General features: G+C 57.4%; 18 protein-coding genes. 10 read left to right on the top strand and 8 right to left on the bottom strand.

The features are described 5' to 3' along the window. The first annotated feature begins 56 nt into the window (after positions 1-56). Entirely contained in the window at positions 57-1,952 is a 1,896-nt protein-coding gene (gene parE / locus Q674_RS32510; protein WP_011786239.1) for a DNA topoisomerase IV subunit B, read from the top strand. A 96-nt stretch (positions 1,953-2,048) separates the two neighbouring features. After that, positions 2,049-3,815, top strand: a complete 1,767-nt coding sequence (locus tag Q674_RS32505) for an SLC13 family permease (RefSeq protein ID WP_011786238.1) — start codon at positions 2,049-2,051, stop codon at positions 3,813-3,815. On the opposite strand, the gene Q674_RS32500 is transcribed toward Q674_RS32505, so the two are convergent. Continuing rightward, positions 3,803-5,086, bottom strand: a complete 1,284-nt coding sequence (locus Q674_RS32500) for an EAL domain-containing protein (protein WP_031210197.1) — start codon at positions 5,084-5,086, stop codon at positions 3,803-3,805. The two genes, Q674_RS32505 and Q674_RS32500, sit on opposite strands and share 13 nt — an antisense overlap. A 580-nt stretch (positions 5,087-5,666) precedes the next feature. On the opposite strand from Q674_RS32500, the gene Q674_RS32495 reads away from it, so the two are divergent. Together Q674_RS32495 and Q674_RS32490 are read left to right on the top strand one after the other, a co-directional pair. After that, positions 5,667-6,215 (top strand): cytochrome b, encoded by a 549-nt coding sequence (locus Q674_RS32495; RefSeq protein ID WP_011786236.1) that lies wholly within the window; start codon positions 5,667-5,669, stop codon positions 6,213-6,215. 60 nt (positions 6,216-6,275) lie between these two features. Next, a complete protein-coding gene (locus Q674_RS32490; protein WP_011786235.1) occupies positions 6,276-6,857 on the top strand; it encodes a YceI family protein in 582 nt (193 codons plus the stop codon). Positions 6,858-6,890: 33 nt separating this feature from the next. On the opposite strand, the gene Q674_RS32485 is transcribed toward Q674_RS32490, so the two are convergent. Continuing rightward, the gene (locus Q674_RS32485) at positions 6,891-8,528 is read right to left on the bottom strand and encodes a methyl-accepting chemotaxis protein (RefSeq protein WP_011786234.1); all 1,638 of its coding nucleotides are present in this window, start codon (positions 8,526-8,528) and stop codon (positions 6,891-6,893) included. 93 nt (positions 8,529-8,621) lie between these two features. After that, positions 8,622-8,876 (bottom strand): hypothetical protein, encoded by a 255-nt coding sequence (locus Q674_RS32480; RefSeq protein ID WP_011786233.1) that lies wholly within the window; start codon positions 8,874-8,876, stop codon positions 8,622-8,624. 173 nt (positions 8,877-9,049) lie between these two features. Between Q674_RS32480 and parC the strand changes: the two genes are divergently transcribed. Then, positions 9,050-11,356 (top strand): DNA topoisomerase IV subunit A, encoded by a 2,307-nt coding sequence (gene parC, locus Q674_RS32475; RefSeq protein WP_023009102.1) that lies wholly within the window; start codon positions 9,050-9,052, stop codon positions 11,354-11,356. Continuing rightward, the gene (gene serB, locus Q674_RS32470) at positions 11,349-12,581 is read left to right on the top strand and encodes a phosphoserine phosphatase SerB (RefSeq protein ID WP_011786231.1); all 1,233 of its coding nucleotides are present in this window, start codon (positions 11,349-11,351) and stop codon (positions 12,579-12,581) included. Before parC ends, serB begins: the two co-directional genes overlap by 8 nt. 53 nt (positions 12,582-12,634) lie before the next feature. On the opposite strand, the gene Q674_RS32465 is transcribed toward serB, so the two are convergent. From Q674_RS32465 to epmB, 3 genes are all read right to left on the bottom strand, one after another. Continuing rightward, positions 12,635-14,719, bottom strand: coding sequence for an EAL domain-containing protein (locus tag Q674_RS32465; protein WP_023009101.1), 2,085 nt, complete (start codon positions 14,717-14,719; stop codon positions 12,635-12,637). A gap of 102 nt (positions 14,720-14,821) precedes the next feature. Beyond that, positions 14,822-16,636: a hypothetical protein gene (locus Q674_RS32460; protein WP_011786229.1), complete on the bottom strand. Its 1,815-nt coding sequence runs from the start codon at positions 16,634-16,636 to the stop codon at positions 14,822-14,824. A 177-nt stretch (positions 16,637-16,813) separates the two neighbouring features. Next, positions 16,814-17,881, bottom strand: a complete 1,068-nt coding sequence (gene epmB / locus Q674_RS32455; RefSeq protein ID WP_023009100.1) for an EF-P beta-lysylation protein EpmB — start codon at positions 17,879-17,881, stop codon at positions 16,814-16,816. Between the two features lie 45 nt (positions 17,882-17,926). Between epmB and efp the strand changes: the two genes are divergently transcribed. Both efp and epmA read left to right on the top strand, forming a co-directional pair. Further along, a complete protein-coding gene (efp, locus tag Q674_RS32450; protein WP_011786227.1) occupies positions 17,927-18,502 on the top strand; it encodes an elongation factor P in 576 nt (191 codons plus the stop codon). A 9-nt stretch (positions 18,503-18,511) separates the two neighbouring features. Continuing rightward, positions 18,512-19,480 (top strand): EF-P lysine aminoacylase EpmA, encoded by a 969-nt coding sequence (epmA, locus tag Q674_RS32445; protein ID WP_023009099.1) that lies wholly within the window; start codon positions 18,512-18,514, stop codon positions 19,478-19,480. Between the two features lie 6 nt (positions 19,481-19,486). Here epmA and asd read toward each other — a convergent pair whose 3' ends face one another. Then, positions 19,487-20,347 (bottom strand): archaetidylserine decarboxylase, encoded by an 861-nt coding sequence (asd, locus tag Q674_RS32440; RefSeq protein WP_023009098.1) that lies wholly within the window; start codon positions 20,345-20,347, stop codon positions 19,487-19,489. Positions 20,348-20,542: 195 nt separating this feature from the next. Here asd and motA point away from each other — a divergent pair, with 195 nt between their 5' ends. Beyond that, positions 20,543-21,394, top strand: coding sequence for a flagellar motor stator protein MotA (gene motA, locus Q674_RS32435; RefSeq protein ID WP_011786224.1), 852 nt, complete (start codon positions 20,543-20,545; stop codon positions 21,392-21,394). A 30-nt stretch (positions 21,395-21,424) separates the two neighbouring features. After that, positions 21,425-22,384 (top strand): flagellar motor protein MotB, encoded by a 960-nt coding sequence (motB, locus tag Q674_RS32430; RefSeq protein ID WP_014422157.1) that lies wholly within the window; start codon positions 21,425-21,427, stop codon positions 22,382-22,384. Between the two features lie 16 nt (positions 22,385-22,400). Here the strand turns inward: motB and rsgA are convergent, their stop codons facing one another. Then, positions 22,401-23,456: a small ribosomal subunit biogenesis GTPase RsgA gene (gene rsgA, locus Q674_RS32425; protein ID WP_023009097.1), complete on the bottom strand. Its 1,056-nt coding sequence runs from the start codon at positions 23,454-23,456 to the stop codon at positions 22,401-22,403. Between the last annotated feature and the right edge of the window lie 36 nt (positions 23,457-23,492).

The following is a 23,492-nucleotide window of genomic DNA, read 5'->3' as shown; positions in this document are numbered from 1 at the left end:
CAGCCTGAATCCCTAAGCTATGGCGCAACGATCATTTGCGGAGCCGTGCCATTCCTATGAGCGAGCAACAGTACAACGCCGATGCCATTGAAGTCCTGAGCGGTCTTGATCCGGTGCGCAAGCGCCCGGGGATGTATACCGACACGTCGCGGCCCAACCACCTGGCTCAGGAAGTCATTGATAACAGCGTTGACGAGGCCCTCGCCGGCCACGCCCGGCGGATTGATGTGGTGCTGCACAGCGACAATTCCCTGAGTGTGGAGGACGACGGCCGGGGCATGCCGGTCGATCTGCACAAGGAAGAAGGACTTCCCGGGGTGGAGCTTATCCTTTCCCGGTTGCACGCCGGTGGTAAATTCTCCCAGGGCAACTACAACTTCTCCGGTGGTCTGCACGGTGTAGGTGTTTCCGTGGTCAATGCCCTGTCCACGCATCTGGAAGTGACCATCAAGCGGGATGGCCAGGTGCATCGGATGACGTTCGCCAACGGTGACAAAGCCTCCGAGCTGGAAGTGGTTGATACCGTAGGCAAGCGCAACACCGGTACCCGCCTGAAGTTCACGCCCGACCCCAAATATTTTGACAGTCCCAATTTTTCGGTCAGCCGCTTGCGCCACAACCTTCGTGCCAAGGCGGTTCTTTGCCCGGGACTGACGGTGACCTTTCTGCAGGAGAAGACCGGCGAGAAAGACGAGTGGTTCTACGAGGACGGTCTTCGGGATTACCTGAGAACGGCTCTGGCCGATATTGAAGCGGTGCCGCTTGAACCCTTCACCGGCAGTTTCTCCGGCAACAAGGAAGCCGTGGACTGGGCTATCCAGTGGCTGCCAGAGGGTGGTGATGCGGTACTGGAGAGTTATGTCAACCTTATTCCCACTGCCCAGGGTGGTACCCACGTCAATGGTTTGCGCACCGGCCTGCTGGAAGCCATGCGGGAGTTTTGTGAATTCAGAAACCTGCTGCCCCGGGGGGTAAAGTTGTCGCCCGAGGACATCTGGGAACGGGTAGCCTATGTACTGTCGTTCAAGATGCAGGAGCCCCAGTTTTCCGGCCAGACCAAGGAGAGGCTGTCTTCAAGGGAAGCCGCTGCCTTCGTCTCCGGGGTGGTGAAAGATGCTTTCAGTCTGTGGCTGAACCAGCACACCGACATTGCCGAAGCCCTGGCGGAACTGTTTATCAGTAATGCCCAGCGCCGGTTGAGGGCGAGCAAAAAAGTGGCCAGAAAGAAGGTGACCTCTGGCCCGGCGTTGCCCGGCAAGCTGGCGGACTGTTCCGGCGGTGATACCGCGAGATCGGAGTTGTTCCTGGTGGAAGGTGATTCCGCCGGAGGTTCCGCCAAGCAGGCCAGGGATCGGGAATTTCAGGCAGTCATGCCGTTGCGGGGTAAAATTCTGAACACCTGGGAAGTGGACTCGGGTGAAATTCTGGCGTCCCAGGAAGTACACGATATTGCCGTTGCTATTGGTGTGGATCCTGGCTCTGACGACCTTGCCGGCCTGCGCTATAACAAGATCTGCATCCTGGCCGATGCGGATTCGGACGGCCTGCACATCGCCACGCTGCTGTGCGCTTTGTTTGTGAAACACTTCCGGCCGCTGGTGGCGGCCGGGCACGTGTTCGTGGCAATGCCCCCGCTGTACCGCGTGGATCTCGGCAAGGAAACCTTCTATGCCCTCGACGAACACGAGAAACAGGGCATCATCGACCGCCTGGCCGCGGAAAATCGCAAAGGCAAGATTCAGGTAACGCGCTTCAAGGGACTGGGCGAGATGAACCCGTTACAGTTGAGAGAAACCACCATGGCACCGGACACCCGCCGCCTGGTTATGCTCACTCTGGAAGAAGGGGATGACACCGACGAGCGGATGGACATGCTGCTGGGCAAGAAGCGTGCTTCCGATCGCCGGGCCTGGCTGGAAGCTTACGGAAACATGGCCGACGTGGCGGTTTGATATTCCATAATCAGCTATAAAAATCGATAGTTATTCTTTCTCAGAATTGCTTTGCCTCGCTATCCTGCCAGTTTTCAAACCGGAAAAGACCGAGTTATGGACTGGCAAGGATGGTTTTCCCTGGGGTTGGCGCTTACCGCCCTGCTATTGATGAGTTCAGGCCGCTTTGCACCGCATCTGGTGATGATGGCGGTGCTTGTGGTGCTCAGTGCCAGTGGCATCATCTCCGCCGATCAGGCGCTGGCCGGATTCAGTAACAGCGGCTTGATCACCGTGGTGGCTATGTTTGTGGTGGCCGCCGGCATTCATCATTCCGGCGGCGTCGATCTGCTGGTTAACCATCTGCTTCGCAATCCCAAATCGGTCCGTTCCGCGCAGGCTCGCATAGCTCTGCCGGTTTCCCTGCTGAGTGGCTTCCTCAACAATACACCGGTGGTTGCCACCATGATTCCCGCCGTCCATGCCTGGTCCCGGAAGATCGGTATTTCACCCTCCAAGTTGATGATTCCGCTGAGTTACTCAGCGATTCTGGGCGGCACACTGACACTGATTGGCACCAGCACCAATCTGGTTGTTAATGGTCAGTATCAGCAACTGACCGGTGAGGCCGGGTTCTCGATCTTTTCCATTACGGCGGTTGGTTTACCGGTGGCCATTATCGGTCTGGCGGTCATGCTTCTGGTCATGCCGCGGGTGCTGCCAGACCGTAAGGATCAGCAGAAGTTTGGCTCCATGAGGGAGTTCACGCTGGAAGTGGCGGTGTCCTTTGAAGGTCCGCTGGTGGGCCGGACCGTGGGTGAAGCCGGCTTACGGGAACTGGAGCGATTGTATCTGGTGGAAATCGAGCGGGATGGCAGTGTGGTCACTGCCGTCCCCTCGGAAGAACGGCTGCGTGGCGGTGATCGGCTGGTGTTTGCGGGCGATACCCAGGCGATCTCAGACCTGTTGCGCATCAATGGCATCGTGCCGTCGGTGCACGACGATGAGCCCAGTCTCAGTCAGGATCGTGCCGAGCGGCGGTTGGTGGAAGCCGCTTTGTCTCCGCAATCGGATGTGCTGGGCCTGACCATCCGGGACGCAAGGTTCCGGGACCGTTACGGCGCCGTGGTGCTGGCGGTGGCCCGGGGCGGCGAGCGTGTGTCAGGCAACCTCGGCAACATTCGCCTGAAACCCGGCGATGTCCTGCTGCTGGAGGCGCGTCCGGCCTTCGTCAGCCGTCAGCGCTACAACAAGGATTTTCTGCTCATCAACGACCTGGAAACGGAAACGCCCCGACATGACCGGGCCTGGCTTTCCTGGGGTATCCTGCTTGTGTTGGTGAGCCTGGCGGCCTGCGGGGTGATGAGTATGCTCAACGCCGCCTTACTGGGAGCCGCTCTGATGATCCTGTCCGGCTGCTGCTCGGTGGGGCAGGCTCAGAAATCGGTGGATGTGCCGGTCATCCTCACCATCGCAGCGTCCTTTGCGCTGGGAGCGGCATTGGAGGAAACCGGAGCAGCGGCGTTTATGGCCGAGGGTATTCTGGCTTTCAGTGCAGGCCAGGTGCTGCTAACACTGTTTCTCGTATACTGCGCTGTGTCGTTTCTGACCGAGGTCATCACGAACAATGCCGCAGCTGTACTGGTGATTCCGGTTGTGCTGTCGATGACCGGGAGCATGGGGGTGCCTGCAGAACCCTTTGTTATTGCAGTGATGATGGCAGCCTCCGCCAGCTTCGCCACGCCATTGGGGTATCAGACCAATATGATGGTGTTTGGTCCTGGTGGCTACCGGTTTTCCGATTTCGTGAAAGTGGGGTTGCCCATGAATGTGCTGGTGGGGTTGGTAACGGTCGCGGTGATTGCGGTGGTTTACGGGTTGTGATCCGCGTTGGCAAGAATATCGCAGCAGAGTACCCGGAGTTTGCCGTCCTGACGGAAGGCCAGTGACAGGGTCACGCACATGTAGGCGCCAGTGACGCACAGATAGGGAGTGGTCACATGAATGTTCTCTGGCTGGGCCAGCGCCTGGCGGAGATACTGCTGGCGAAACCAGTCTGCACTGCTGGTGTTTTCCAGTGGTCGGAATCTTGGGTCCTGCTTTTTAACGGCGGACTCGGAAACCAGAGTGTCTTCCAGCTGAACGCCCTGATCGTCCACCAGATAGCAGCGGGAAACCGTGTGGTGGCTGAGCAGCTCAAAGCAGGCCTGATCCATGGACAGACCCTTCTGCAGGCGTTCGATCACCCGCCGGAAAGGCCCGCTGAAATGGTTGACGACCAGTTGGGTCGGGTCGTGGCTAATCTGCTTGCTGCTTTTGTACTCTTCGAGCAAATCCTCGAAATTCATTGTGCTTTGGGGCAGTTCGTCCAGTTCCAGGCAGGGTCGGCGAAAGTAGAAGCCCTGTACAAAGTCGACACCGGCATCAATGGCAATCATGGCCTGATCCCGGGTTTCCACTCCTTCCAGCAACACCAGGCAGCCAGATTGATGCAGCAGGGATACCATGCCGTTCAGTATCTGCCTGGCGCGGCGATCTTCGGTTGCCCGGGTCAGCAGGGTACGGTCCAGCTTGACGATGTCCGGTGACAGATTCCAGATGCGCTCGAAATTGGAGTGCCCGGCACCAAAATCGTCAATGGCGGTCAGACACCCCAGTTTGCGGTAGTAGGCAACGGTATCCCGTAGCCGTTCAGCATCGTCGGTTGGCTGTTCAACGATTTCCATTACGATTCGATGTGGCGGCAGCCCGGTTTTCTTAAGCAATTGTCCAAAAAAGGAATCGGATTGAGAGCCGGAGGTGACCACCCTCGGGGAGACGTTCAGGAACAGCCAGTTGACCTGATCCTTGATCTCGCTGTAGTTGCGAATGTGCAGGTACCGGCAGAGTCTGTCCAGCAACAGATTTTCGGCTTCGGATGCGGGCAGCTCGAACAGGTGCAAAGGCAGAACAGCTGAATTGTCGTTATCGAAGGCCCGGATCAGGGCTTCATAACCGACGGTACGTTTGTGGGAAATGCTGTAAATCGGCTGAAGGGCGGTGCGCAGTTTGAGCCCGCGAAAATCCGCTGTCCACACCTGACCCTGCTGATTAAGCATGGGGGAAAGCAGGTCTACTTCCGGCGCGGGTAGCGAATCGGGAAGATTGTGGGACATAGGCAGGTCTGTACCCTTCAACGAATACATTGGCGCAGTACTGAAGTACACGCCAATCTGTTAGCCACTGTGCCTGTGTCCCTGGCACGGACGCCTGAAATTCAGGCGTTACCTCATCAATTCGTCGAAGGTTGCCAAAAAACAAGAACCATTACCACTACTTAATGCATAAAAGACGAAACAGTTTGTATCTTTCAGGCATTAAAACGGTGGTAAAGAAAACCCGGCAGTAGCCGGGTCTGTATCAAATCAGTTGTTGCTGGGTACTACCACAGACTCGTCAAATTCAAGTTCCATGTCGTTTCCTCTCGGTCACTGAGGCCCCGGACGGGGCGGATTAAAAGTATGGTTAAAGTTTATCGCTGTCATAATTTTCAACAATCCGTAAAACCGCATACGACCAAAGTGGTTGCTGTCAAGTGTTTGCGGATCGTGGATGCTATGGTCAGAAAATCTGATGCAGGCCAGCAAAACATTTTGATTTTGGTCAGCTCTCTGTCCTTCTAGACTATGCTGATCTTATCTGGAGGACGTGGAAAAGCCGTTTGGGTCCACATCAGCAACGGAGGCGATTGTTTTTATGCAGGCAAAGAATTCAGAAGACGCATACGGGTGGGTGGCAATCCTGCTGCATTGGCTGGTGGCCGTCACCATTATCGGCCTGTTTGCCCTGGGCTTCTGGATGGTCGATCTCTCTTATTATGATCCCTGGTACCGACAGGGGCCGGACATCCACCGCAGCGTGGGTATTCTCCTGTTCATGGCGATGGTGCTCAGACTGGTCTGGCGGCTGTTAAGCCCGCCGCCCAGGCCTTTGCCCAATCACCAGCGCTGGGAGGTGGTTTCTGCTCACCTGGCGCATGTGGCGCTGTATCTGTTGATCTTTGTCGCCATGATCAGTGGCTATCTGATTTCAACGGCTGACGGCTCTGCGATCCATGTGTTCGGCTGGTTTCAGGTGCCATCGGTGACAGGCCAGGTGAAAGGCCTCGAAGATACGGCGGGAGCCATCCATTACTGGAGCACCTGGGCGATTGTCGTCCTGGCCGGCGTTCATGCGCTGGGGGCGTTGAAGCATCACTTGATCGACCGGGACAGTACGCTTCGCAGAATGCTTGGGTTGGCCTGATAGTTCCGGGACAGCTAACTCTCTTAACTCAACGCAAAACAGACTCAAAAGGAGTGAATAATGAAGAAGATTCTTCTGGCTTCAGCCATTTCAGCCGCGATGGTTGCCTCTGTGCAGGCAAACGAGCACAGCGGTACTTACGCCTTCGATACCCAGGGCACGCACCAGTTCGTAACCTTCAAGATTTCCCATCTGGGCTACAGCTGGCTGTACGGTCGATTCAACGATTTTGATGGTGAGTTCACCTACGATGCGGACAATCCCGAAAACAGCTCTGTATCAGTAACGATCGATACCTCCAGCGTTGACAGCAACCATGCCGAGCGCGACAAGCATTTGCGCAGCGAAGACTTCCTGTACGTGAGTGAGTTCCCGGAAGCGACGTTCAAGAGCAAGCGTGTGGTGGTTGACGAGGCCGGTGAGGCGGACATCATTGGTGATCTGACTCTGCGTGGCGTTACCCGGGAAATCACCCTGGATGCTGAGCTGGTTGGCCACGGTGAAGACCCCTGGGGAGGCTATCGCATGGGTTTTGAGGCTGAAACCGAGTTGCGCCTGAAGGATTTCGGCATTCCCATGGATCTTGGCAAAGCCTCCGAAACCGTGGAAATCGAAATCTCGGTAGAAGGCATTCGCCAGTAATCGGATCCTTCCGGCGATGACGCGGCGGTCCGGTTAAACCCGGAACCGCCCTGTCTGTTGTTCCAGCTCCCTGACATAGCTCTCCAGCGACTTGGCAATGCCATCGATGGCTTTGGACCGATCGGCACTGGCCGCAGCCAGATCATTGATATCAGTAATGCTCCGGTTAATTTCATCTACCACCTGAGTCTGCTCTTCGGTGGCGGACGCCACACTGGTGTTGACGTCGGTGATACTGGAGATCGCTTCCAGAATGGCCTGGAGTTCCTGTTCCGCTTCCGTTGCCAGCCGTTCGGTTTCGGTGGCCTCCTTGCTGCCGGTCTCCATCACGCTCACGACGTCCGAAACACCGGTCTGCAGCGCGGTTATCATGGTCTGAATATCTTCTGTCGACTGGCCGGTGCGTTGCGCCAGAGTACGGACTTCATCCGCCACCACGGCGAACCCACGGCCTTGCTCACCGGCCCGGGCAGCCTCAATGGCGGCGTTCAGAGCCAGCAGGTTGGTCTGCTCGGCAATGCCGCGAATGACATCCAGCACCGAAGTAATGTTGTCGGAATCCGCAGAAAGTTTGCGGATAACCTCAACCGCTTTGGAAATCTGGGCGGCCAGGCGGTGCACCTGTTTCGACGAGTTGCGGATGATCTGGGCGCTGTTGTTCCCCTTGGTTTCCGCTTCGCGAGTGATCTCTGCGGCGCGGGAGGCGTTCCCGGCTACTTCTTCAATCGCACTCTGCATTTCGTTGATAGCGGTGGCCACCATGGAAATGGAGTCGGTCTGGCGGGTCACACCATCGTTGTTGTCCCGGGCGGCAGTGGCCAGCTCGGTGGCACCCGCACCGAGATCGCGACTCAGATTCTGAATGGACCCGATCATGCCCTGCAGGTTTTCCAGTACCTGGTTGAAACTTCTGGCCAATTTGCCGAGATCATCCTCGACCGTTACCGGAACCCGCTGAGTCAGGTCGCCTTCGCCCTGGGCAATGTTGTCGAGCTGATCCCGGAGGGCGCTGATCGAAGAGATGATCAGTTTCATGAATACAAAGAACAACGCAATGGCGATAATGATGGCAATCACGGTGATCGCAAGAACGGTGGCCGAACTGGAAGTGCCTTCGGCGGAGGCTTCAGCGGAACGTTGTTGAGCCTGCTCGTCAGCGTGAGCACCGGCGTTGTCGTAATAATCCCGGAGTTGGTCAAACAATGGGGCTGTTTCTGTGGCAGCGAGACTCCGGGCTTGTTCCGGATTGCCGTTTGAGGCCAGCTCCATCACCCTCCGAGCGGATTGTTCCCAGCGATCAAATGCCCCTTCGAATCCGTCGCTGACATCCGAAATGCCCGTTCCTGCAAGGCGTTGAGAGCTTTCCAGGAAGCGCTGCCTGGCTTGCTCGGTGTTTTCATTGAAATCCTTCAGAGCTCCGGAGGTGTCTTCATTGTTGAAGGCCTGGTCCAGCAGTGTCATTTGGGCCACCAGTGCCTGATAGAGATCGCGGTCACCATTGAGGATCTGGCTGACCGAAGGCAGGTAGGTGGCGGCTATGTCGTCGGTATCGGAAACCAGATTACGTGCCGTCAGAACGCTGAAGACACCGACGATGACCAGGGCAAGCGCCGTGATGGCAAAAGGAAGTGCGATTTTGGTGCGTAATCCGAGTTTCTTCAGAGCGGTCATCTAACCCCCCAGGCTTCGACGTTAATGTCTTATCCAAAGCGTAGCAGGGGGGGCAGATTTGTCACATTTGAGATGCCAGGCCCTTGATATGGGTCAGGATTTGCCGACGGTTTCGGCGGATGACGGTTCGTCAGTCTGTTCACAGGCACGGCAAAGATGCCGTTGACGGAGGAACTGGGCGGCGAAAATAACGGCCCATATCAGTACCCCCGCCCAGATATAGGGCTCGGGAACCTGGAAGGTACCACTGATGGCAAACTCCACCAGGAGCATCAGGGCAACGGCCAGAACCGCATTGACCATGGCCGTAACCATGGCTTGCCCGCAGGCTTTGAGATTGGGTTTCATAGGTTTCCGCTTGTTCAGAGAGTAAACGGCGTTCTAATCACTGTGGCGAGAATACGGCTCACCTTACAGAGTCTCCATGCGGGAATTCCGCTATTGGAAATTGGTGTATCGGGGCTGGCGTCCATATAATGTGCGCCACAACATTGATAGGCATCCAAGGCAAAGAGGCGTCCATGCCAGAGTTTCAGACAACGGATGAAGGTTTCGAGCGGGTATCACTCCGGGACTACACCGAGAAGGCGTACCTGGACTATTCCATGTATGTCATTCTGGACCGGGCTCTGCCCAACGTAGGGGACGGGCTCAAGCCCGTACAGCGGCGGATTGTATACGCCATGTCGGAGCTGGGGCTGAAGTCCACCTCCAAGTACAAGAAATCGGCTCGTACCGTGGGTGATGTGCTTGGTAAGTTCCACCCGCACGGCGACAGTGCCTGTTACGAGGCCATGGTGCTCATGGCCCAGCCGTTTTCTTACCGCTACCCGCTGGTAGACGGGCAGGGTAACTGGGGGTCTCCGGATGATCCCAAATCCTTTGCCGCCATGCGATATACCGAATCGCGGCTGGCACCCTTTGCGGAAGTGCTGCTCAGTGAGCTCGGGCAGGGAACCGTGGATTGGGTGCCAAACTTTGATGGCACCATGGAAGAACCCTCGGTGCTTCCGGCCCGGCTTCCGCACGTGCTGCTCAACGGTACCACGGGTATTGCCGTTGGTATGGCGACGGATATTCCACCCCATAATGTTCGGGAAGTCACAGCCGCCTGTATTCGTTTGCTGGATCAGCCCGATGCGTCCGTAGATGAGCTGTGTGAGCACATCAAGGGGCCGGATTTCCCAACCAGGGCTGAAATCATCACTCCCCGCAAAGACTTGCGCCAGATGTACGAGACCGGGCGAGGTTCGCTGCGGATGCGCGCACGCTGGATTCGCGAGAATGGCGAAGTGGTGATCACTGATTTGCCGCACCAGGTCTCCGGAAACCGGGTGCTGGAGCAGATTGCCCAGCAGATGCAGACTAAGAAGCTGCCCATGGTGGCAGACCTGCGCGATGAATCGGATCATGAAAATCCGACCCGTCTGGTGATTGTGCCCCGCTCCAATCGGGTTGATCTGGACGGGCTGATGGCTCACTTGTTTGCCAGTACCGATCTGGAGAAGACCTATCGGGTCAACATCAACGTGATTGGCAACGATGGCCGGCCAGGCGTAAAAGGCTTGTACACCATTCTGACCGAGTGGCTGGCATTCCGGAAAACAACGGTAACACGCCGTTTGCAGCATCGCCTGGACAAGGTGCTGGCGCGGTTGCATCTTCTGGAAGGCCTGTTGATTGCCTACCTCAACATTGATGAGGTGATCGAGATTATTCGCACCGAAGACAAGCCGAAGGCGGAGCTGATGGCGCGCTTTGGTCTGTCGGCGGAGCAGGCAGAGGCCATTCTGGAGCTGAAATTGCGGCACCTGGCCAAGCTGGAGGAAATGAAGATCCGCGGCGAGCAGGATGAGCTCTCCGCCGAGCGCGATGAGCTGCAGGCCATTCTGGGCTCTGAAGACCGGCTTCGCGAACTGATCAAGACCGAACTCCAGCAGGATGCCGAGACCTTTGGTGATGACCGCCGTTCGCCGATTGTCGAACGGGAGGAAGCCCGCGCCTTCAGCGAAACCGATCTGGTATCCAACGATCCGGTGACGGTGGTTCTGTCGGACAAAGGTTGGGTTCGTGCCGCCAAAGGGCATGACATTGACCCCGCTGGTCTCAGCTACAAGTCTGGCGACCGTTTTGCCCTGGCAGCGAAGGGGCGCAACAACCAGCAGGCGATTTTCCTGGATTCCACCGGCCGGGCCTATTCATTAATGGCCCACAGTCTGCCGTCTGCCAGGGGGCAGGGCGAGCCCCTGACCGGGCGGATCAATCCGCCCTCCGGAGCCACTTTCTCTGGTTTGCTGATGGGCAATCCCGAGCGCAAGGCTCTGCTGGTCACAGATGGTGGCTATGGTTTCGTCACGTCGCTGAACGACATGATCAGCAAGAATCGCGCGGGCAAGGCCGTGGTCAGCGTGCCAAAAGGCGCCAGAATCATGCCGCCGGTGATGATTCCGGAAACGGCATCGACCCTGTACCTGGCGGCCATATCCAATGAGGGCCGCATGCTGGTGTTCCCGCTCAGCGAGCTGCCGGAGCTGGCCAAGGGTAAAGGTAACAAGATCATCAGTATTCCCTCCGCCCGGGTGCAGAATCGCGAAGAATACGTGGTTGCTGTCGCCGTGTTTGGTGAAGAGGATCAGCTGGAAGTGAAAGCGGGCAAGCGCAAGCTCGGCCTGCGGTTTGGCGATCTTGAGCACTACCTGGGTGAGCGGGGCCGTCGTGGTCACAAGCTGCCACGGGGCCTGCAGCGTGTGGATGGTATTGATGTGATTCCTTCGGCTGCGCGGGCCGAGGAAGAAGCCCAGAGCGGGGAGAATACAGACAGTGAGTGAGCTGGTGCTGGTAAACGTATCGGGCCGGGACAAACCCGGCCTGACTTCGGAAATCACCGGAATCATGGGGCGTTACGATGTCCGCATTCTGGATATAGGCCAGGCGGTCATTCATGACCATCTGACCTGGGGCATTCTGATCGAGATCCCGGATGAGTCAAAATCCTCTCCGGTGATCCGGGATTTGCTGTTCCGGCTGCACGCGCTGGATCTGCAGGTGCATTTTGCGCCGATTACCGAGCGGGAATATCAGGCCTGGGCTGAGGGCCGCAACCGGGCCTGTTACATCGTGACCCTGCTGTCCCGCGACATCAAGGCTGAGCAGATCGCCAGGGTATCGGCGATTACGGCGCGTCATGGCCTGAACATTGACAATATTACCCGGCTGTCAGCAAGACCGTCGCTGAACACCTCGGAAAACCGTATTGCCTGTGTCGAGTTCTCGGTAAGGGGGACGCCCTCGGATCTTGAACAGCTTCGGGCCGATTTCCTGCACATTGCCGGCGAGATGAATGTGGATATCGCCTTCCAGGAAGATTCGATCTTCCGGCGCAACCGCAGGCTGGTGGTGTTCGATATGGACTCCACGCTGATTGAAGCTGAGGTGATCGACGAGCTGGCCCATGAAGCGGGAGTCGGTGAGCAGGTCGCTGAGATCACCGAGCGTGCCATGCAGGGTGAGCTGGATTTCAGTCAGAGCTTTGCCGAGCGCCTGGCCCTGTTGAAGGGGCTGGACGAGTCGGTGCTTGAAGGGATCGCCAACCGGCTGCGCATGACCGAAGGGGCCGAGCACCTGATTCGCAGTCTGAAGGCGCTGGGCTATCGGACCGCCATCCTGTCTGGCGGCTTCACCTATTTTGCTCGTCATCTTCAGAGTAAGCTGGGCATTGACTATATCTACGCCAACGAGCTGGAAATTATCGACGGCAAAGTAACCGGTGAGGTGAAAGGTCAGATTGTAGATGGTAAGCGAAAGGCGGAGTTGTTGCTGGAAATAGCTGAGAAAGAGCACATTTCCCGGGAACAGGTGATTGCCGTTGGGGACGGCGCCAATGATCTGCCAATGCTCAGTCAGGCGGGCCTGGGAGTTGCTTTCCGGGCCAAGCCGCTGGTCAAGGAGTCGGCACGCCACTCCATCTCCACCTTAGGGCTGGATGCCATCCTGTATCTGATCGGGTTCCGGGAAAGCGAGACCAATCAAACGCTTCAGAATACCCACCTCTGAAACCAAAAAAGGGCGAGAATGATCTCGCCCTTTTTTGGTTAAGCGGCCGTTGATCAGTTGTCGCCGAAGTCGTAGTTCATCTCCGGTACCGGCGCCTGCAGGTAGTAGCCCTGAATGTAGTTCACGCCTGCCTGCCAGAGCGTCGCAAGAACGCCGGCGTTTTCCACCAGCGGGATGATGGTCAGCTTGCCGGCATTCTGCAGGCTCTTGACCATTTCCTTGACCTGCTCTTTGGCCTCGTCACTCTTCTGGATCTCTTCCGTGAACGAACCATCAATCTTCACGTAATCCGCCTCAATGTGCTTGAGGGTGTTGAACGGATTGAGTGCGCAGCCGAACTGGGAAATGGATACCTTGCTGTGCAGTTCGTGCACCGCCTTGGTGAAGTCCTTGGCCTGCTTCATGTAGTTGTTGGCATCGCCTTCGCGGATCTGGAAGATCAGCGAATCTCCCGGCAAGCGGGCAGCTTTGAGGGCAACGCTGAGCCAGGGCGTGAAGGTCTTGTCCTGCAGCGTCTCGGCTGTGATGTTCAGGAACAGGCGAGTGTCGTGGCCCCTTGAGCGGTGGCTCGATAGCTGCTTGATGGTTTGCAGGATAACCCAGCGGTCGATCTTGATGGCGGTATCGCTGGGTCCCATCGGCGGCAGGAAGTCATACGGCGAGACTTCTTCGTTGTCTTTGTTGAGCATCCGGACAAAGGCCTCGTAATGCTCCTCACCCTCACCGCGCAGGTTGATGATGGGCTGGAACAGCAGCCGGAAACGGTTATCGTCCAGAGCCTTGAGAATGGCCTCCACCGAGTTGGTTTCATCAAGGCTCTCGTATTCAGCCGGGTTATAGACCAGGATGCCGTTGCCACGCTCGTGGCCTTCCTGTTTTTTCACATCGGCCGAGGCAGTATGGGCCCGGCCCATGAGTTCTTCGGCCTTTGGTGAGTTTTCCGTGATCGCGGCGATACCGATGGACACGGTCAGCGGAACCGTCCGGCCGTTGATGTCGAACAAGTGGTCCTCGACCGCTTTACGGATGCGCTCGCACAGACTTTCCATGCTGGCTTCATCACAGGGCAGGCACATGACGCAGAAGGCATCGTCGCTCAGGCGGGCCAGGGTAACCTCGTCGCCGGTCTGTTCCCGAAGCAGGGTGGCGAGATCGCCCAACAACAGATCCGCGCCGGAGATGCCGACCTGGCTCTTCATGCTCAGGAAATTATCCAGGGCAATGTAGGCAAGGGCGCCGGTCTTGTTGTCTTTGCCAGCCGTGGCGATAGCCTGGGCCAGGGCATCCATCAGGTACTGACGATTGTACAGGCCGGTCAGCAAATCCTGGCTGCTGATCTGTTTCAGCTTTTCCTCCAGCTCTGCATCACTGTGTTCCGGTTGCAGAACGATCTGGGTGCAGGCCTCTCCGTCGTAGGTGGCTGCGGACACCGACATGGTGACATTCAATTCGTGGTCGTCACTGCGGCGCGCGGTGCAGTTCAGAGTCATGCCATCTTTGCGCTCTTCGGCGAACGCTTTCATGAACTCCTTGTACTTCTCCTGGCTTTCCGGCGTAAGGGTATCGAGCACCGGAATACAAATCAGCTCGTCGATGTCGTCGTAGCCCAGGAATTCCATGTAGGACTGGTTGGCATAGATGTGCATGCCATCGTTGATGTAGGCAATGGCATCCTTGGAACTTTCCAGCAGCAACTGGCATCGCTGCTCGGCCTCACGCAGATGAGATTCCAGTACCCGGCGTTTGCGACGTTCCTCAAGAGCTGCCAGCTCCCGCTTGACCACCAGAACGAGCTGGTCGGTGTACTGAAAGGGCACGGCATCCTGGGCACCGGCACGGATGATGTTGACGGTACGCTCGCGGCTGTATTCCTCGGTCAGCAGAACGAAGGGGATGTCCTTGTCCATGCGCTTGACCATGGCCAGAGCATCGTCTGCCCCGAATTCCTGTTCCAGGTCGCGTGCCAACAGCAAGTCCCAGTTGGAGGTCTTGAGCGCTTCTTCCAGATCTTCTTCCGAGGTAATCCGGTGAGCGCGGGTAGCCTTGCCGGAGTTGCGGAGCAAGCTGACCATGGATTCCGCATCGTTTTGTGATGGGTCAAGAATCAGCAGGTGTACGGTCGTGTTTTTCTTCTGCATTCGTCAGACGTCTCGTGGTGCCGGATATTCACGGATGAATGATGCAGGGGTTGGCCAGCAATAACAACCCTGGCCATGCCGGCAGTTGACGGGCCGCACTATTTAAAGCGACGGCCACAGTGAGTCAAATTCGTCTTCCGTGGTGCCTGGCGTTGATGGGGGAGCACCACGACCGGCAGTTGGGGTGATGGGGTTCTGGAGTTTCAGCTCGAACTGGCTGATGCTGCCAGTGGCCGAGACTTTTTTCAGTAGCTGTCCCTGGTCTTCACGGCCATCTTGCAGCAGCGAGATCCGGCTGCCGGTCTGGAACGGCAGCCGCGGGGTAATCAGTGTCGCGGCCTGATTGACCACGCTGATTTCGGGCAGCAGCAGGCCCCTGAGGTACTCGCTGCTGTTGCCGACTTTCTGGATAAGTCGCACGGCACAGGGCGCGGCGCTCGGTGCCAGTAGCTCTATGCCCACCTGAGTGCCCTGGTTGCGGATCTGGCGCAGCCAGCGCACAACGGCAATGCTCCAGGGGTGCGAGCTCTGTTCTCGTACGCCCAGAATTTCACCGGCCTGGAGTGACGCCGGGACATTACTCTCCCAAGCTACGCAGTAGCCGCCGGGGCTGGTATTGACCAGTAGTGCATGGTGCGATCGCGGCCGGTTTTTGTCCTGGCTGCCGGAGGGCTGATGACTGCCACCACTGGTGCGGAAGTTGATCGGGGCATCGGCAGAATGCAGCCGGTCTTCGTTCGGGCCGGCATCGTGTGCGCCGGACCAGGCATCTGCCTTGCGATTGGCATTCCGGATAAACAGGTTATCGGATTCGAGATGACTGCTTTCGTTGCCATCCAGGAACTCCGAGAACGCTTTCTGGCCGGCTACGAAGTAGTGCGCAGCGGTGAGACCTACGCACACTTCCAGCGTGCCCTGGCTGGCGATGCGGTTAAAGTTGCGCTTGGCCAGAATGCCGAGTGCCTGGCTCAGGTGCGTAAGTAAGGTATCGCTCACCGTGGAGGGAATCTTGAGAGCTTCGCCTCCATGGCCGTCTTGGCGCCTGGCGTGCAGGGTCTCTGCCAGCAGGGTGGACAGATCGCGGGTGTCGAAGCTGAAGCTTTCATTGCCCGGTGTATTTTCGAGCAGGCTGCGGTAGACCGGCGGATTGTCTTTTTCCATATTGATGACGAACAGGCTGTCGGGGCCCAGGTCCGGGGCACACTGGCAGTGCTCGGTCCAGGATTCGAACAGATCATACACCTGTGTCAATTCGGCCTGACGCAGTTGGTTAGGCCGCGCACAGCCGAGCAGAAGAATACGTTTGTAGCTGTCGACAACCGTACTGGCTCGTCGGTGCGTGAGGGTGTCGTCATCCACCTCCATGTTGGCCAGTTTGTTCCGGTGCGCAAAACGGAACATGCGATGGCATTCCAGCCAGCTGCTGGCCGGGCTCGGACAATACAGTTGATGGGACCGAAGTATGGTGGCGGCCAGCTCCGACATTGCCCTATGGATTGCCGTGGCAATTTGGCGCCGGTGTTTGTCTACTCCGCCATTGTCTACGTATTCAAGCAGACAAAGCTTGTATCCGGCGGCCAGGTGCAGCTGAAGTGCCTGGGTCAGATTGGCAATCTTTCGCTGCTTTTCAGGCAGCGCGATGGCGAGCCCGAGGAAGTGTCGCGATAGCTCATTACAGACAAAATGAATCTTGTCCCGCACGATTTCCAGAAATTGCAGGCGCTGGAGCGGCGACAGGAACAGATGGTTCAGCTCAATGATCGCGTGATATAGCTGACGAGATGCCTCACCGGTATTGGCCATCGGCAACTGATCCGCCCAGGCGCGAAAGGCCTTGGGGCTGGTGTCGCAAAACGACAGGCTGGCTGTTTTCTGTTCAGGAACCTTGAGCTCTGGTTTCAGGATCTTACCATCCATGTTCTCACGCCAATGTCGGGACCGCGGTAGTTGTAACTCAGCGAAAACGCCGAAAATACAGGTCGTTATTGTTTATGGATCTTGCACTTTAAGATAGCAAAGCAACGACAAAAAGCGAGAAAATCACGAGTTGACAATCTTTGACAAGTGAAAATAGGCCATCTTTTGCGACAGGTCTCACGAGCCCAGGTCCAGCGGGGTCTTGCTGGCGCGGCCGGGAAGCTCCCGAACCAGCTTTGGAACCAGGAAGCCGGGTAGATTTTCCAGCATTTCGTTAACTATCCGGATGGCGTCGGTGTCACTCACGGAGAAGTGCCGGGCACCGGAGACGGGATCAAAGGCGTGCAGGTAATAGGGCATAACCCCCGCTTCGAACAGCGTCTCGCTCAAGGCTGAGAGTGTGGCGCTGCTATTGTTGACACCTCTGAGGATTACGCTCTGGTTCAGCAGGGTAACCCCGGCCTCGCTCAGACGTCGGAATGCCTGGCGGGTGGCCTGGTCGATTTCTGCCGGGTGATTCACGTGCACCACCAGGACCTTTTGCAGTCGGGTTCGGGACAGCCAGTCAATCAGGCTGTCGCATACCCGCTGTGGTATCACCACGGGCAGGCGGGAATGAATGCGCAACCGGCGAAGATGGGGGATGTCACCAAGCAGTTCGGCCCATTGCGAGAGCAGGCGGTCGTTCACTGCCAGTGGGTCGCCACCACTGAAAATCACTTCGTTGATTTCCGGGCTGGCGGACAGACTGTCGATGACCTGGCGTCGGTCTTCCGGCCCAAGACGGTGATCGCCGTAGGGAAAATGCCGACGAAAACAGTAGCGGCAATTGATAGCGCATTGTCCCGTGATCATGAGCAAGGCACGGCTGGTGTATTTGCGAATCAGGCCGGTGGTCTGGATGGCCGACGCCTCTTCCAGCGGGTCCGATACGAAATCCGGATGAACCTCCGCCTCCTGGGCGACAGGAAGTACTTGCCGCAGCAAGGGGTCATCCGGGTTGCCTGGCTCAATCCGTGCCAGGTAGGGCTCGGGCACCCGGATCGGAAACAGTCTGTGGCCGCAGGCGGCGCCTCTTAACCAGTCCTTCGGAGCGAGCCCCAGACGTTCCAGCAGTTGTTCCGGCGTAGTGACCGATTGGCTCAGTATCTGTTGCCAGTCCGGTGTGTTGCCTGGTTCAACCCGGACATCGGGTGGATGGCTGGCATCGCGGGCTTCTATACGGGCGGGGGTTCGCTGTATCATAGCGACCTTTGAAATTTTAACGACAGTCTGTCAGGTGGACATTTCATGGCTTCATATTCTACCAACGAATTTCGCAGCGGTCTCAAGGTTTTGCTGGATGGCGACCCTTGTATCATGCTCGAGAATGAATTCGTCAAGCCGGGCAAGGGCCAGGCATTCAACCGGGTCAAGCTGCGCAACCTCATGACCAACCGGGTCTGGGAGCGTACCTTCAAATCCGGAGAATCTCTGGAAGCGGCCGACGTTGTCGAGCAGGATATGGAATACCTGTATACCGATGGCGAGTTCTGGCACTTCATGCTGACTGATGGCTCCTTCGAGCAGTACGCGGCTGATGCCAAGGCGGTTGGCGATACCGTCAAGTGGCTGAAAGAGCAGGACGTTTACACCGTGACCTTGTACAACGGCGCGCCGCTGACCGTGACCCCGCCGAACTTTGTCGAGCTGGAGGTGGTTGATACCGATCCCGGCATGAAAGGCGACACTGCCCAGGGTGGTTCCAAGCCCGCGACCCTGTCCACAGGTGCCGTTGTGAACGTGCCCCTGTTCATCACCATTGGTGAGGTTCTGAAGGTTGATACCCGCTCCGGTGAATACGTCAACCGTGTCAAAAGCAGCTGATCATCGATCATGACTGATCGCCCTGTCTGGCAGCCCTCTGCCTCCCGGGCCGCTCTGGAAAGCCGCGCACAGCTTCTGGCCCACGTGCGCGGCTTTTTTTCTGAGCGGCAGGTGCTGGAGGTAGAAACCCCGGTGCTGGGACGCCACGGCGTAACCGACGTCAATCTCGACGGCATTCCCTCTGCGGTCGACGCTGGCGGCGTTCAGGGGGGGTGGTTGCAGACCTCCCCTGAGTATCACATGAAGCGGCTGCTGGCCGCAGGTTCAGGATCAATATTCCAGATTGCCCGGGTGTTTCGTAACGGTGAGCGCGGCAAACGTCACAATCCGGAATTCTCCATGCTGGAGTGGTACCGCGTTGGCTTTGACGATCAACAGCTGATGCGGGAAGTCGCAGATCTGGTCTGTGGCTGGCTGGAGTGCTCGCCGCCGGTAACCCTCAGCTACCGTGAGGCAATGCAGTCCATTGCGGGTATCGACCCGATGACCATCACCGACCGGGACCTTGAACGCTACTGTGAGCAGTGGCTGGAGCCGGAACAGCTGGCCGGCCTCGGCCGGGATGGCTGCCTGGATCTGGTCATGAGTTTCGTGGTGGAGCCGAAGCTGGGCTGTGAGCAACCGGTTTTCATTACCCGCTATCCCGCCTCCCAGGCCGCTCTGGCACGCATCTCTGAGCATCAGGGCTTTAGAGTGGCGCACCGGTTTGAGCTCTACATTCATGGCCTGGAGCTATGTAATGGTTACTGGGAATTGACCGATCCGGCCGAGCAGCGAGCCCGTTTTGCCGCCGATAACTATCTCCGGCGTGCCAGTGGCAAGCCGGAGATGGCAATAGACGATGCTTTTCTGGCGGCACTGGATAACGGCTTGCCGGACTGCGCGGGTGTGGCTCTCGGCCTGGACCGGCTGCTGATGCTCAAGCTTGGCAGTACCGATATCCGGGACGTTCTCGCGTTTCCGATTGAGCGGGCCTGAGCCGTGCTATTCGACGTGTAGTTTGCCGAAGGCTTCGCCCAGCTGAACGGTCTTTTCGGCCACCTGATTCGGCTGCCATTTAACCGCACCCTTGGGCATCACCAGTACCACGGTGGAGCCCAGGCGGAAGCGGCCCATTTCCTGACCTTTTTCAAACTTAACGGCATCGTCTCCGTGGTACTGCCATTGCATAACTTTGCCGGAATTGGGCGCTACCACGCCGGCCCAGGTGGTTTCCACGCTGCCCACAATCATCGCGCCGACCAATACCATAGCCATGGGGCCCGCCTCGGTGTCGAACAGGCAAGCCACCCGTTCGTTTCGGGCGAACAGGTTCGGCACATTTTCGGCGGTTACCGGATTGACTGAGAACAGCTTCCCGGGTACGTAGACCATTTCTTTCAGGGTGCCAGCCATGGGCATGTGAATACGGTGGTAATCCTTGGGCGACAGGTAAATAGTGGCGAACTCGCCTTCCCGGAAGGGCTCGGCCCGTTCGTCATCGCCGCCGAGCAGTTCAGTGAGACTGAATGACTGTCCCTTGGCCTGGAATACACGGTCTGTGCTGATCTGGCCAATCTGGCTGATGGCGCCGTCCACCGGGCTGGTGAGGGTTTCCGGTGCGGGGTCTATGGTGCGAGCGCCCGGCTTGAGTGCACGGGTAAAAAACGCGTTGAACGTGGGGTAGGCGGTAAAGTCTGGCTCAGCGGCCTCGCTCATGTTCACGCCATAGCGGCCGATAAACCATTTGATCACACGGTTTTTCAGGGCTGGAGTGCTCTCGCTGTCGGCCAGACGGCCTGCCAGGCGGGAAACCGCCAGCTGGGGTGTGACGTATTGGCTAAGAACAAACAGTTTATCAAGCATTCCGGGAGACTCTTGCGATCATAAAGCGCGGTAGTCTACCAAACCCGGCGCAGTGTATAGAAATTGTTTCACAGCTTCGCTGTTACGGTTGATGCTTGCTATTATCAGATCACATTTTGGGTGTTCCCGGCTGAGCCAGCTTCGGGTAGTAACCGGCCCCGGCCGTTAACCAGACAAAAGGCGTGCATAGTCACCATGTTATTGATCATTGGAGCTGTGGTCGTTGTTGCGTGCGTTCTTGGTGGGTACGTTCTGCACGGCGGCAATCTGGCGGTTTTGTGGCAGCCGACAGAAATCCTGATTATCGGCGGAGCGGCCGTTGGTTCATTTATCATCGCCAACCCGTTACACACGGTAAAAGAGGTGTTTCAGGCGTGTATCCGGTTGCTGACCGGGTCTCCTTTCAATAAATCCTATTACATGGATTTGTTAAGTCTGCTCTATGAGGTGTTCGACAAGTCCCGCAAGCAGGGCGTCATGGCCATTGAGGAGGACATCGATAATCCGGAGTCGAGCCAGATCTTCAGTCGTTATCCGGCGATTATGAAATCCAAACACCTGTTGGATTTCATCACCGATTACCTGCGTATCATCAGCTCTGGAAACATGGCGCCGCATGAGCTGGAAGGCATGATGGAAAACGAAATCGAAAATCGACAGCACGAGCTTGAAGAGCCTGCTCATGCGGTCAACAAGATTGCTGATGCTCTGCCAGGGCTGGGTATTGTCGCCGCCGTGCTCGGAATCGTTATCACCATGGGGTTCCTCACGGAAGGGCCGGAGAAAATCGGCTTGAGCGTTGCGGCAGCACTTGTTGGTACCTTTCTCGGCATCTGGATGGGGTATGGTTTTGTCGGGCCAACCTCGATTGCGCTTGAGCATGCCGCCAAATATGAGCTGAAAGCCTACGAATGTGTTAAATCGGCCATTGTCGCGACGGTGTCAGGACAGGCTCCCCAAATGGCAATCGAATTTGGGCGCAAGGCACTCCCTACCGAAAAGCGACCGGGATTTCAGGAGCTCAATGACCACGTTCGCTCAAAGTAACAAAAAGCCTGGTTAGCCTCGGAGAGTATCTTGGAAGAACAGCCGATCATCATCAAACGCAAGAAAAAGGTTGTCGGCGGGCATCACGGCGGCTCCTGGAAAGTTGCGTTTGCCGATTTTGCGACCGCGATGATGGCGTTTTTTCTGGTGCTCTGGCTCACCGCCACGGCGAGCCCCGAACAGAAAAGGGCGGTCGAAGGCTACTTCAAGGATCCTGTTGGCTTTACCGAAGGCGGCTCGCCCAACCCGGTAGACCTTGAGGGCAGTGCCTCGGTCATCGAGGAATCTACCCAGGATCAGGAAGCCAGTACCATCCAGATTGAAGACGAGGTGGTGGATGAACTGGCGGACACTCTGGAGCAGCGCCGAATGCAGGAGCTTTTCCAGGAGTTGCAGGAACGGATCGAACAGAATCAGACCCTGCAGGAGTTCAAGGATCAGTTGCTGATCGACATTACTGATGAAGGTTTGAGAATTCAGATTGTAGACCGGTCCGGTCGGCCCATGTTCGACAGTGGTCGGGCAGAGTTGAAGTACTACTCTCAGGACATTCTGTTTGAGTTGGCCAAGACCCTGGGGTCAGTCAACAACAAGCTCAGCATTACAGGTCATACCGACGCCACGCCGTTTAGCGGCCGACCGGGTTACACCAACTGGGAGTTGTCGGCAGATCGCGCCAACACAGCGCGTCGAGCGCTGGTGGCTGGCGGCGTCCGGCTGGAGCAGATCGCCCGGGTGGTGGGATTGAGTGATTCGGTGCTGTTCGACAGGAGCAACCCCACGGCTCCGGTGAACCGCCGCATTTCCATAATTGTTCTGAACAAGAAGACCGCCGACAGTATCGAGACCGGGGCAGGGCGCTCCGATCAGCCGCTGATTGATCTTACTCGCCCGACGGAGGAGCAGGAGCAGCAGGCTCTGGAACAGCTGGAAGGTGGCGACTGGTTCCAACCGAAAGAAGAACCCGCTCCGGGGGAGCTGAACTGGTAGCGTTGATTCTGTGGGCTCAGGTGAGCTTGAGACCACGAGCCTGCTGATCGCTCATATCCTGAAGAATGCGATGAAAGCTCTTCAGGCGTTCCGCTGAAATCTCACCAGCCTCGGCAGCTGCGTCCAGAGCGCAGCCCGGATCTCCCATGTGCCGGCAATTGCGGAACTTGCAGAGCCCGATCAGCGGCCGGATTTCCCGAAAGCCGTATTCCACTTCCTGCGGCGTCATGTGCCAGAGACCGAACTCCCGGATGCCCGGAGAATCGATCAAATCACCCCCGCCGGGCAGGTGAAACAGTTTTGCGGTGGTGGTGGTATGCACGCCTTTGCCGGTGCTCTCGGAGACCGCGCCCACTCGCAGCAGCTCATCCGGTAACAGCGTCTGGATGATGGAAGACTTGCCTACGCCGGACTGGCCCACAAAGACGCTGGTCTGATTCCGCACCAGAGCTTCCACTTCCGGGGCTGGCGTGCCCGCGGTTTCTGCGGCTGAAGTGCGCGCCACCTCATAGCCCAGCGCCTGATATCTGGCCAGCAGGGCTTCGATCTGATCCCGGTTGCCGTCGTTAATCAGATCTGTCTTGTTCAGGAGGATGACCGCCGGAATGTCAGAGCTTTCAGACGCCACCAGATAACGATCGATCAGGTTGTCGTGGGGCTCCGGCTCGGGGGCAATGACCAGAATGATATGGTCGATATTGGCGGCCACCGGTTTTAGCGCGCCAAAGTTGTCCGGGCGCTGCAGCAGGTTTTCCCGTTCACAGCGGGCAACAATCACGCCGGTTTTGCTTTTGCCCGGTCGCCAGACCACCCGGTCTCCGGTCACCAGGCTGTCAATGTTGGCTCTGACGAAACAGCGGAACACCTGCCCGGATTCCGGGCCTTCAAGCGCCTCGATATCCAGTTGCTGGCCGTAGTGTGCAATCACCAGTCCATTCTGCTCAGGACCAAGCTCACCGGCGGCGGCTTGTTCTTCCACCGCTTTTTCCTTGCGTGCAGCTCTCACCGTCCGTTCTTTCTGGATCTTTTCGATGCGCCATTGCTGGCGTTTGTTCAATCGTCGTTTTGCCATCTGCGTTCAATCGGTTAACCGGCGTTTGGGTATCAC

Origin of the sequence: Marinobacter sp. EVN1 (assembly GCF_000475375.1) — a bacterium.
In the GTDB taxonomy this organism is placed as follows: domain Bacteria; phylum Pseudomonadota; class Gammaproteobacteria; order Pseudomonadales; family Oleiphilaceae; genus Marinobacter; species Marinobacter nauticus.
Note: the sequence above shows the minus strand (reverse complement) of the source record. Positions and strands in the feature narration are given on the sequence as shown.

What these genes read in the sequence shown, in the direction of transcription:
- epmB (WP_023009100.1), bottom strand. Translation starts at nt 17,881, where the DNA reads ATGATACAGCGAACCCCCGCCCGTATAGAAGCCCGCGATGCCAGCCAT.
- Q674_RS32460 (WP_011786229.1), bottom strand. Translation starts at nt 16,636, where the DNA reads ATGGATGGTAAGATCCTGAAACCAGAGCTCAAGGTTCCTGAACAGAAA.
- Q674_RS32490 (WP_011786235.1), top strand. Translation starts at nt 6,276, where the DNA reads ATGAAGAAGATTCTTCTGGCTTCAGCCATTTCAGCCGCGATGGTTGCC.
- Q674_RS32500 (WP_031210197.1), bottom strand. Translation starts at nt 5,086, where the DNA reads ATGTCCCACAATCTTCCCGATTCGCTACCCGCGCCGGAAGTAGACCTG.
- parE (WP_011786239.1), top strand. Translation starts at nt 57, where the DNA reads ATGAGCGAGCAACAGTACAACGCCGATGCCATTGAAGTCCTGAGCGGT.
- Q674_RS32480 (WP_011786233.1), bottom strand. Translation starts at nt 8,876, where the DNA reads ATGAAACCCAATCTCAAAGCCTGCGGGCAAGCCATGGTTACGGCCATG.
- Q674_RS32495 (WP_011786236.1), top strand. Translation starts at nt 5,667, where the DNA reads ATGCAGGCAAAGAATTCAGAAGACGCATACGGGTGGGTGGCAATCCTG.
- motA (WP_011786224.1), top strand. Translation starts at nt 20,543, where the DNA reads ATGTTATTGATCATTGGAGCTGTGGTCGTTGTTGCGTGCGTTCTTGGT.
- rsgA (WP_023009097.1), bottom strand. Translation starts at nt 23,456, where the DNA reads ATGGCAAAACGACGATTGAACAAACGCCAGCAATGGCGCATCGAAAAG.
- epmA (WP_023009099.1), top strand. Translation starts at nt 18,512, where the DNA reads ATGACTGATCGCCCTGTCTGGCAGCCCTCTGCCTCCCGGGCCGCTCTG.
- Q674_RS32465 (WP_023009101.1), bottom strand. Translation starts at nt 14,719, where the DNA reads ATGCAGAAGAAAAACACGACCGTACACCTGCTGATTCTTGACCCATCA.
- Q674_RS32505 (WP_011786238.1), top strand. Translation starts at nt 2,049, where the DNA reads ATGGACTGGCAAGGATGGTTTTCCCTGGGGTTGGCGCTTACCGCCCTG.
- efp (WP_011786227.1), top strand. Translation starts at nt 17,927, where the DNA reads ATGGCTTCATATTCTACCAACGAATTTCGCAGCGGTCTCAAGGTTTTG.
- Q674_RS32485 (WP_011786234.1), bottom strand. Translation starts at nt 8,528, where the DNA reads ATGACCGCTCTGAAGAAACTCGGATTACGCACCAAAATCGCACTTCCT.
- asd (WP_023009098.1), bottom strand. Translation starts at nt 20,347, where the DNA reads ATGCTTGATAAACTGTTTGTTCTTAGCCAATACGTCACACCCCAGCTG.
- parC (WP_023009102.1), top strand. Translation starts at nt 9,050, where the DNA reads ATGCCAGAGTTTCAGACAACGGATGAAGGTTTCGAGCGGGTATCACTC.